We start from the raw sequence: 8560 nt of genomic DNA, 5'->3' as shown, positions 1-8560 counted from the left end.
GCCTGCGGGCGCTGCGGCGACGGCCTCACGCTTGCCGCCGACGATGTCGCCCTTGTAGATCCACACCTTCACACCGATGCGGCCGAAGGTGGTCTTGGCCTCGTAGAGGCCGTAGTCGATGTCCGCGCGCAGCGTGTGCAGCGGGACGCGACCTTCGCGGTAGAACTCCGAGCGGCTCATCTCGGCGCCGCCAAGGCGACCCGAGCACTGCACCCGGATGCCCTTGACGGACGGCTGACGCATCGCCGACTGGATCGCCTTGCGCATCGCGCGGCGGAACGCCACGCGGTTGCTCAGCTGTTCGGCGACACCCTGGGCCACCAACTGCGCGACCGACTCGGGGTTCTTCACCTCGAGGATGTTGAGCTGGACCTGCTTCTTGGTCAGCTTCTCCAGGTCGGTGCGGATGCGGTCGGCCTCGGTGCCGCGGCGGCCGATCACGATGCCGGGCCGCGCGGTGTGGATGTCGACTCGAACCCTGTCGCGGGTCCTTTCGATCTCCACATCGGCGATGCCGGCGCGCTCCAGGCCGGTGGCCAGCAGCTTGCGGATGGCCACATCTTCCTTGATGTAGTCGGCGTACTGCTTGTCGGCATACCACCGGGACTTCCAGTCGGTGGTGATGCCCAGCCGGAAGCCGTGGGGGTTGATCTTCTGGCCCACTACTCTGAGCCCTCCTTCGCTTCTGCCGAAGCCTCGGTCGATGTGGTCTCGGTGGCCTTCTTCGGCGTGGCCTTGGCAGCGGCAGCCTTGCTGCCCTGCGCGCGCCGCGAGCGGGAGTTGGCCGCCGAGGCGGACGTCCTGGCGCCCTTCTCGCGAGGCGGCCTGCTCTCGACGATCACGGTGATGTGGCAGGAGCGCTTGCGGATCCGGAAGGCGCGACCCTGCGCGCGCGGCCGGATGCGCTTGGCGGTGGGGCCCCCGTCGGCGTACACGGTGGCGACAACGAGCGTGGCCGGATCGAGGCCCTCGTTGTTCTGCGCGTTGGCCGCAGCGCTCGCGATCACCTTGGCGACCGGATCGCTGGCGGACTGCGGCGCCCACCGCAGGATGTCGAGGGCTGCCTCGACGCTCTTGCCGCGGACCAGGTCGATCACCCGGCGTGCCTTCGTCGGCGAGATGGGCACAAAACGCGCCACAGCCGTCGCGGACGGATATTCGATCGTGGTACTCATCGCCTCTTGCTCTTCCGGTCATCCTTGATGTGACCCTTGAAGGTGCGGGTGGGAGCGAACTCGCCCAGCTTGTGCCCGACCATCGCCTCGGTGACGAACACGGGGACGTGCTTGCGACCGTCGTGGACGGCGAAGGTGTGCCCGATGAAGTCAGGGATGATGGTCGACCGACGGGACCAGGTCTTGATGACCTGCTTGGTGTTCTTCTCGTTCTGGACGTCGACCTTCTTGAGGAGATGGTCGTCGACGAACGGGCCCTTCTTCAGGCTGCGTGGCATCGCTGGGTTCTCCTAGCGCTTGTTCTTGCCGGTGCGCCGGCGTCGGACGATGAGCTTGTCGCTCTGCTTGTTCGGCTTGCGGGTGCGGCCTTCCGGCTTGCCCCACGGGCTGACCGGGTGACGACCACCGGAGGTCTTGCCCTCGCCACCGCCGTGCGGGTGGTCGACCGGGTTCATCACGACACCGCGGACGGTGGGGCGCTTGCCCTTCCACCGCATCCGGCCGGCCTTGCCCCAGTTGATGTTCGCCTGCTCGGCGTTGCCGACCTCGCCGACGGTGCCGCGGCAGCGGACGTCGACGCGGCGGATCTCACCGGACGGCATACGCAGTGACGCGTAGGTGCCTTCCTTGCCGAGCAGCTGGATGCTGGCCCCCGCGGAGCGCGCCATCTTGGCACCACCGCCGGGCCGCAGCTCCACGGCGTGGATGACGGTGCCGGCAGGGATGTTGCGCAGCGGCAGGTTGTTGCCCGGCTTGATGTCGGCGTTCGCCCCCGACTCCACGATGTCGCCCTGCTTGAGGCCGTACGGCGCGATGATGTAGCGCTTCTCGCCGTCCAGGAAGTGCAGCAGCGCGATGTTCGCGGTGCGGTTCGGGTCGTACTCGATGTGCGCGACCTTGGCGTTGACGCCGTCCTTGTCGTGGCGACGGAAGTCGATCACCCGGTAGGCGCGCTTGTGCCCGCCGCCCTTGTGCCGCGTCGTGATCCGGCCGTGCGCGTTACGTCCACCCTTGCCGTGCAGCGGCCGCACCAACGACTTCTCCGGATGATCACGAGTGATCTCGGCGAAGTCGGAGACGCTGGAGCCGCGGCGGCCCGGGGTCGTCGGCTTGTACTTGCGAATTGCCATGTCTGTTGAGTCCTCTTGCCAGTTCTGCCTGCCGGCCGGGGCCTAAGCGGGCGCTCCGAACAGGTCGATCGGCTTGCTGCCCGCGGCCAGGGTGACGATCGCTCGTTTGGTGCTCTTGCGCGTGCCGTATCCGGCCCGGGTGCGCTTGCGCTTGCCCTGCCGGTTCAGCGTGTTCACCGAGTCGACCTTGACCTTGAAGATCTTCTCGATCGCGATCTTGATCTGGGTCTTGTTCGAGTCCGGGTGCACGACGAACGTGTACACGTTGTCCTCGATCAGTCCGTACGACTTCTCGGAGATGACCGGGGCCAGGATGATGTCGCGGGGGTCCGTCACGGTAGCCATCAGGCCGAAACCTCCTGATCCTGCTTGGTATTGGCTGTGTTGGCCTCGATGTAGGCGTTCAGTGCCTCCACGCTGAAGATCACGTCGTCGGCGTCGAGCACGTCGTAGGTGTTCAGCTGATCCGGCGAGATCACATGCACGCCAGGCAGATTGCGAACGCTCTTGGCGCCCACCTCATCGGCACGGCCGATCACGACGAGCACCTTCTTGCTCTCGGTCAATGTCGCCAGGAACGACTTGGCGCTCTTGGTCGACGGGGTCTGACCGGCCACCAGCTCGGTGATCGCGTGGATGCGCTCGTTGCGCGCCCGGTCGGACAACGCGCCACGCAGTGCGGCGGCGATCATCTTCTTCGGGGTGCGCTGGCTGTAGTCACGCGGCTGAGGGCCGTGCACCACGCCGCCACCGGCGAACTGCGGCGCGCGGGTCGAACCCTGACGGGCGCGGCCGGTGCCCTTCTGCCGGTACGGCTTCTTGCCACCGCCGGAGACCTCACCACGGGTCTTGGTCGAGTGCGTGCCCTGACGCTTGGCGGCCAACTGCGCGATGACCACCTGGTGCATCAGCGCGATGTTGGGCTCCACGTCGAACAGCTCGGCGGGCAACTCAACGCTGCCGTCCTTCTTGCCTGCCGGCGTCCGTACATCAATCTTCACAGTCATTACTTCTCGCCTCGCTTGATTGCGCTGCGGACAACTACCAGTCCACCGTTACGACCGGGGATGGCGCCCTTGATCAACAGCACGCCGTTCTCGGCGTCGACCTTGTGCACCTTCAGGTTCTGCGTCGTGATCCGATCGCTACCCATCCGGCCGGACATGCGGGTGCCCTTGAAGACGCGACCCGGGGTGGCGCAGCCACCGATCGAGCCGGGCCGACGGTGCACTGCCTGCGCACCGTGGCTGGCGCCCTGGCCCTTGAAGCCGTGACGCTTCATGGTGCCGGCGAAGCCCTTGCCCTTGGAGGTGCCGGTCACGTCGACGTAGTTTCCGTCGGCGAAGATCTCGGCGGTCAGCTCCTGGCCGATCTCGTACTCCGCGGCCGATGCCTCGTCTTCGAGCCGGAACTCGGCGAGATGACGGCGCGGGTTGACCCCGGCGGCCGCGTACTGACCGGTGACCGGCTTGTTCACCTTGCGCGGGCTGATCTCGCCGTAGGCGAGTTGCACGGCGCTATAGCCGTCGCGCTCGGGGGTGCGGATACGGGTCACCACGTTGGGACCGGCCTTGACGACCGTTACTGGGACGACCTTGTTGTTCTCGTCGAACACCTGCGTCATTCCCAGCTTGGTGCCCAGAATGCCTTTGCGTGCCATGTTCTGGAATCTCCTACTGGATGTTGACGTCGACGCTGGCCGGCAGATCGATGCGCATCAGAGCGTCAACGGTCTTCGGGGTCGGGTCGAGAATGTCGATCAGCCGCTTGTGCGTACGCATCTCGAAGTGCTCCCGCGAGTCCTTGTACTTGTGCGGGGACCGAATGACGCAGTACACGTTCTTCTCGGTCGGCAGCGGTACAGGGCCGACCACACTGGCGCCCGTCCGGGTGACCGTCTCCACGATCTTGCGCGCTGAGGCATCGATCGCCTCATGGTCGTAGGCCTTGAGCCTGATGCGGATCTTTTGTCCCGCCACGCTTCTCCTACCTCACTACTAACGGGCCCGAACTCGGGCCTGGCTGTGCCGCCGCTGTTTACCTGTCTGTGGTCCACCGACCCCCGCGGTCGGGTGTGTCGCCCTCGCGCAGACTCGAAAGCGGCGGAAATCCGTCACGATCGAGGTTGGGACCGGATGCGCCCGTGAAGGCGCTGGTCGCATGCCCGGCCAGGCGAACCCGGCTCAAGGCAACCCGAACAGTATGCCTGACGGACCGAGCCTCCTCCAAATCTTCGGAGGTGGGCGTTCGAGCTCCTATCTTACCGACAAGTAAGGTAGACCGGATGACCGCCTCGACCACCACGTATCGCATGTGGCAGCGACTGGAGAGACTACCAACGGGCAGCCGGGTGTTCTCGGTCGCGGCCATGGCGCGGGTGCCGTACTTCGCCTCGGTGCTGCCCCACGTCAGACGGATGGAACCCGGCCTGGCGGAAGTCGACGTGCCGAAGTGGTTCTTCGTCTACAACCACCTGCACACCGTGCACGCGATCGCATCCTGCAACGCCGCCGAGATGGCGATGGGCATGCTCATGGAGGCGACCGTGCCCACGACGCACCGCTGGATCCCGAAGGCGATGACCGTGGAGTACCTGCAGAAGGCCACGACATCGCTGCGCGCCACCGCGCGTATCGAGGTACCCGACTTCGACGCGATCACCGACGGCGTCGACGTCGTCGTACCCGTCAGCGTCACCGACCGCAGTGGCTCCGAGGTGGTCCGGGCCCAGATCACCACCTGGGTCACTCCTATCTGAGGTTCTCCCAGAACGCGCACTGGTGCACCTGCTCGAAGTCGTCGACCACCCTGATGGCGTCGGGTTCGAGCGACAACCGCTGTCCGGCCGCCGGATCGTCTCCGACCTCAGGCCAGTCGGGTAGGCCGTCGCCATTCGGTGTGCCGGTGCTGACGAATGCGCTCCAGTAATCGATCATCTGGTCGGACAGCGCCTGCTGGGCGGGGTCCAGGTCCGGCGCACCACCGATGTCGAACAGATACCGCAGCTCCAGCGAGTGACTTGCGCCGACAGGGAAGGGCAGGGTGCGAAACGGCTCCGGGGCCGGCGCCCGCCGGTCGTTGAACTCGTAGGCGTACACCGGCGAGTGCCGTGCGAGGTCGTCACCGATGCGCTCGTCGACACAGGCGAAGTCGGCGTCGGTGACGGCGGCCGAGTAGGCCAGCGGCGCGCTGTCGTCGTATCGGTCCAGCGGGTAGCGGTCGGCTACCGCAGCCGCATCGGTACCGAATGCGTCCGCCAACGCCCGCGGATAGTCCTCGGGCAGCAGTTCTATCCCCCGCAGGTACTCGAGTGCCATGAACAAGGTGAACTCGTCTCGGTTGCTGCCGATCGCGACCGGCACCCGGGCCGCGCCGCCGTCGGCGAAAGTCACCATCGGATCCCGCGGCAGGATCGAAGTGCCGGTGACCGGACCGCTCAGCGCGTCGTCTCCGATCCGGTAGTACCGCACCGGTTCTCGTAGCTCGTTGACCGGCAGCGACCGCAGACACTCGGCCGCGACCGCCGGATCGCCGCACCCGGCGTCGCGCGCGTAGTCGACGCTGATGCGTTCCGCGGCCGGCAGCGCCAGTTGAGCCTGGCACGGACCGCTCTGGATGAGGGCCGCGCCGAACAACCCCTGCGAGTCCGGGGCGACGAGGTGGTCGCACACCGACATGCCGCCTGCGGACTCACCCGCCACGGTGACCCTGCCGGGGTCGCCGCCGAAGGCTTCGATGTTGTCGCGCACCCACCGCAGCGCCGCCTGCTGATCGGCCAGACCGTAGTTGCCCACCTCGCCCGCGGGCCCGAGGGCGGGGTGCGCCAGAAACCCCAGGGCGCCCAATCGGTAGTTGATCGTCACGACGACGATGTCGCCGCGGGCGACCAGACGGCGCGCGTCGTAGGCCGCGGCGGTTCCGGTGACGAATGCGCCGCCGTGGATCCACACCATCACCGGACGCAGTGGCGCCGCGCCGGAATCGGAAGCCGATGACGGGGTCCAGACGTGCAGATTGAGGCAGTCCTCGTCGGTCTGGCGGCCCAACTCGATGTCACCTTCGAGTGGCTGGGGGCACCGTGGACCGAACCGGGTCGCATCACGCACCCCGTCCCATGTCGGCGCCGGCGCCGGCGGCTGCCAGCGCAACGGACCGACGGGCGGTGCCGCATAAGGGATTCCGGCGAACAGCCGGTGGTCTTCGGCGACGACGCCCCGCACCATCCCAGCCGCGGTCTGCACCACCGCCGGATCGGAGTGCACGGCGGGCGGATCCTGTGCCCACCGGGTGCACCCGGCGATCATCGTCACCGCTACCAGCAGGCACCCGATGCGACGGAGTACCGAAGTGGGCGCCACAGGATCCGAGCCTAGTGGTGATCTCACCCGGCCTCCCTTCCGTCACGTGGCGCCCGTCACATAGACTGTCGAGTTGACACCCGTCAAGTCGCTGACAGCCCGACGAGGAGACCGCATGAGCACACCCACGACGGACGATGCCGCGAAGGTTCTGGCTGATCCGGCGGCCTATGCCGACGACGACCGACTGCACGCGGCACTGGCCCATCTGCGGGCCAACGAACCCGTCGCGTGGGTGGACAATCCGCCGTACCGGCCGTTCTGGGCGATCACCAGACACGCCGACATCATGGCGATCGAGCGCGACAACGAACTCTTCGTCAGCGGCCCGCGCCCGTTGCTCGCCCCGGCAGAGGCCGATGACGTGATGAGGCAGCAGCAGGACGCCGGCATCGGTCTGCGGACGCTCATCCACATGGACGACCCGCACCACCGCGACGTGCGCAAGATCGGCGCCGACTGGTTCCGGCCCAAGGCGATGCGCGACCTCAAGGTGCGCGTCGACGAACTGGCCAGGCGGTACGTAGACCGGATGCGCGACATCGGTCCCGAATGCGACTTCGTCACCGACATCGCGGTCAATTACCCGCTGTACGTGATTCTTTCGCTCCTCGGTCTTCCCGAGGACGACTTCCCCAGGATGCTCAAGCTCACTCAGGAGATGTTCGGCGGCGACGACACCGAGCACAAGCGTGGCGAGGGCACCACCGAAGACCTGTTGGCCGTGTTGATGGACTTCTTCGCCTACTTCTCGGCATTGACCGCCTCCCGCCGGGAGCACCCCACCGACGATCTGGCCTCGGCGATCGCCAACGGCACCATCAACGGCGAGCCGATGTCGGACATGGACACCGTCTCCTACTACGTGATCGTCGCCAGCGCGGGCCACGACACCACCAAAGACGCCATCTCGGGCGGACTGCGCGCCCTCATCGACAACCCGGATCAACTCGCCCGCCTGCAGAACGATCCGAGCCTGATGGGTACCGCGGTCGAGGAGATGATCCGGTGGACCACGCCGGTGAAGGAGTTCATGCGTACCGCGACCGCCGACACCGAGATCCGCGGAGTGCCCATCGCCGAGGGCGAGTCGGTGTATCTGGCATACGTCTCGGCCAACCGGGATGAAGACGTCTTCGCCGACCCGTTCCGCTTCGACGTGGGCCGCGACCCGAACAAGCATCTGGCGTTCGGCTACGGCGTGCACTTCTGCCTCGGTGCGGCGCTGGCGAGGATGGAGATGAACAGCCTGTTCACCGAATTGCTGCCTCGACTGGAGTCGATCGAGCTGGCGGGCGAGCCCGAGTTGTCGGCCACCACGTTCGTCGGCGGCCTCAAGCATCTTCCTATTCGCTACTCGCTGAGGTGATTTCGGCGTCGGGCGGTGCGGCGAAGTTGGCCAGGAAGCCGTCGACCGCGGCGATCGCCACCGCCCGGTAGTCAAAATCGGCCAAGGTGCTGATCCGGCCGAAGGCCAGCGGGCCGATCAGCAGCGCAAACGCCATCGGCCTGTCGACAGGGCGTAACTCGGCGGCGGCCTGCGGCCCGTCGAAGATCGCGTCGAACGGTGCCGAGTACTGTTCGGCGATTCTCTCGCGCAGCGAGAGCACCTCCTGACTGCCCGCGCCCGGGTGCCCGGCGTTGGGCACCTGGGCGATGTCCGGCCCAAGCGACAGCCACGCCATTGCGGTCAGGGTGGTCGGCGCGTCCGCGATCGCCTCGGCCCACTCGACGACGATCGAGATCAACCGGTCCCGTAGGCCACCGTCGGCCGGTGGCATCGGCGGTGGCGGAATGAGGCTCATGAATGCCGCTGCCACAAGATCATTCGCACTGGGGAAGTGCCGGTACAGCGTGGCCCGCGCCACGTTGGCGCTGCGGGTGACGGCGTCGACGG

General features: G+C 66.9%; 12 protein-coding genes. 2 read left to right on the top strand and 10 right to left on the bottom strand.

Annotation, left to right across the window (positions count from 1 at the left end; translation table 11 throughout):
* From rpsC to rpsJ, 8 genes are all read right to left on the bottom strand, one after another.
* Positions 1-663 (bottom strand): 30S ribosomal protein S3 (gene rpsC / locus WA965_RS05300; RefSeq protein ID WP_526447195.1); only part of this gene is annotated, 663 nt, incomplete at its 3' end.
* A complete protein-coding gene (gene rplV / locus WA965_RS05295) occupies positions 663-1175 on the bottom strand; it encodes a 50S ribosomal protein L22 (protein WP_526302958.1) in 513 nt (170 codons plus the stop codon). The genes rplV and rpsC, both read right to left, overlap by 1 nt.
* The gene (gene rpsS / locus WA965_RS05290) at positions 1172-1453 is read right to left on the bottom strand and encodes a 30S ribosomal protein S19 (RefSeq protein WP_003892827.1); all 282 of its coding nucleotides are present in this window, start codon (positions 1451-1453) and stop codon (positions 1172-1174) included. The genes rplV and rpsS overlap by 4 nt, the downstream gene beginning before the upstream one ends.
* Positions 1454-1465: 12 nt before the next feature.
* Positions 1466-2305: a 50S ribosomal protein L2 gene (rplB, locus tag WA965_RS05285; protein ID WP_526302957.1), complete on the bottom strand. Its 840-nt coding sequence runs from the start codon at positions 2303-2305 to the stop codon at positions 1466-1468.
* A gap of 42 nt (positions 2306-2347) precedes the next feature.
* Complete coding sequence (rplW, locus tag WA965_RS05280) at positions 2348-2650, bottom strand: 50S ribosomal protein L23 (protein WP_526302956.1); 303 nt, start codon at positions 2648-2650, stop codon at positions 2348-2350.
* Positions 2650-3312: a 50S ribosomal protein L4 gene (rplD, locus tag WA965_RS05275; protein ID WP_526302955.1), complete on the bottom strand. Its 663-nt coding sequence runs from the start codon at positions 3310-3312 to the stop codon at positions 2650-2652. Before rplD ends, rplW begins: the two co-directional genes overlap by 1 nt.
* Complete coding sequence (rplC, locus tag WA965_RS05270; protein ID WP_526302954.1) at positions 3312-3965, bottom strand: 50S ribosomal protein L3; 654 nt, start codon at positions 3963-3965, stop codon at positions 3312-3314. Before rplC ends, rplD begins: the two co-directional genes overlap by 1 nt.
* Positions 3966-3978: 13 nt before the next feature.
* Complete coding sequence (rpsJ, locus tag WA965_RS05265) at positions 3979-4284, bottom strand: 30S ribosomal protein S10 (RefSeq protein WP_003883485.1); 306 nt, start codon at positions 4282-4284, stop codon at positions 3979-3981.
* 305 nt (positions 4285-4589) lie between these two features.
* Here rpsJ and WA965_RS05260 point away from each other — a divergent pair, with 305 nt between their 5' ends.
* Entirely contained in the window at positions 4590-5063 is a 474-nt protein-coding gene (locus WA965_RS05260; protein WP_526302953.1) for a PaaI family thioesterase, read from the top strand.
* Here WA965_RS05260 and WA965_RS05255 read toward each other — a convergent pair.
* Entirely contained in the window at positions 5056-6609 is a 1554-nt protein-coding gene (locus tag WA965_RS05255) for a carboxylesterase/lipase family protein (protein WP_526302961.1), read from the bottom strand. The genes WA965_RS05260 and WA965_RS05255 overlap by 8 nt on opposite strands.
* A gap of 169 nt (positions 6610-6778) precedes the next feature.
* Between WA965_RS05255 and WA965_RS05250 the strand changes: the two genes are divergently transcribed.
* Positions 6779-8032, top strand: a complete 1254-nt coding sequence (locus tag WA965_RS05250; protein WP_526302952.1) for a cytochrome P450 — start codon at positions 6779-6781, stop codon at positions 8030-8032.
* Here the strand turns inward: WA965_RS05250 and WA965_RS05245 are convergent.
* Positions 8010-8560: TetR/AcrR family transcriptional regulator (locus WA965_RS05245; protein WP_526447193.1), on the bottom strand; the 551-nt coding region annotated here is incomplete at its 5' end. The two genes, WA965_RS05250 and WA965_RS05245, sit on opposite strands and share 23 nt — an antisense overlap.

The sequence above is a fragment of the Mycobacterium sp. genome (assembly GCF_049683935.1).
Classification (GTDB): domain Bacteria; phylum Actinomycetota; class Actinomycetes; order Mycobacteriales; family Mycobacteriaceae; genus Mycobacterium.
This window is presented reverse-complemented; position numbering and strand designations above follow the sequence as displayed.